At 43.7% G+C, this 939-nt stretch carries 1 protein-coding gene; it reads left to right on the forward strand.

Going from position 1 to position 939, the window contains the following annotated elements:
• The first annotated feature begins 161 nt into the window (after window positions 1–161).
• Entirely contained in the window at window positions 162–788 is a 627-nt protein-coding gene (locus tag LFYK43_RS12155) for a CPBP family intramembrane glutamic endopeptidase (protein ID WP_124978587.1), read from the forward strand.
• Window positions 789–939 lie beyond the last annotated feature (151 nt).

A 939-nucleotide genomic window follows, 5' to 3' on the forward strand; every position in this document is an offset into this window, starting at 1 on the left:
AGTAAATTTTTTAATTCACAATCATTTAGTCAGAATTCGTCCAAAATCGGGAGAAGGAAAGTGACCAACTAAAAACGGCCACTTACGGCCGCTCACAAAGCATGATCTTCTGCCTTGAGAATATGGTATAATGACTTCCAGCAATTAAGGAGGACTATCACGTGAAATTCAAAGCTAATTCGCTGAATCTTTTGCTTGCTTACTTTGTTTTACTTTTTTCCCAACAAATTTGTTTTCAATTGATCAAAAATAATGCCATTTTATTTCCAGTAGAAACAGTGCTGTATCTTGGCGGTGCAGCCGGCCTGGTGTGGCTTTTTATTCATTACCGCTATTGCAACATGTTCGAAAACAGACCCGCTGGCAAGGGTCAAACTGCTTGCTGGATCATTTTAGGCGTGCCGCTGATTTTAGCTGCTCAGCGTCTTTTATTTTGGCTCGAAGTGACCTGGCTCAAACAACCCGCCGTGTCTGAAAACACAGCCTCATTGCAGGCGATCTCCGTCAAATATCCCTATTACCTGTTAGTGATCGCGTTGGCAGCACCGATCATTGAAGAGTTGATTTTTCGCAAGGTCCTGTTTGGCAACTTCACTTACTGGTTTAAACCGTGGCAAACAGCCCTCCTATCCAGTTTGTTATTTGCACTGGCACATGGCGACGGACATTATCTGACCTATACGATCATCGGGCTGGTATTGTGCTTAATTTACGGCAAGACCGGTCGGATCCAAGCTTCAATGGCTGTACATATCTTAATGAACTGTGCGGTCTTACTCCTCAATTAGAAAGCTAAAAATCGGGTAGGAGATAGTTCACACTATCGACCTCCCACACCACCGTACGTACGGAACCGTATACGGCGGTTCAACAACTTAAGCTTTTGCTTGAATTGACTGATACGACTGGGACATGTTTAATAGTCCTCGCTGTGTCAGT

The organism is Ligilactobacillus salitolerans (assembly GCF_003864415.1).
Classification (GTDB): Bacteria; Bacillota; Bacilli; order Lactobacillales; family Lactobacillaceae; genus Ligilactobacillus; species Ligilactobacillus salitolerans.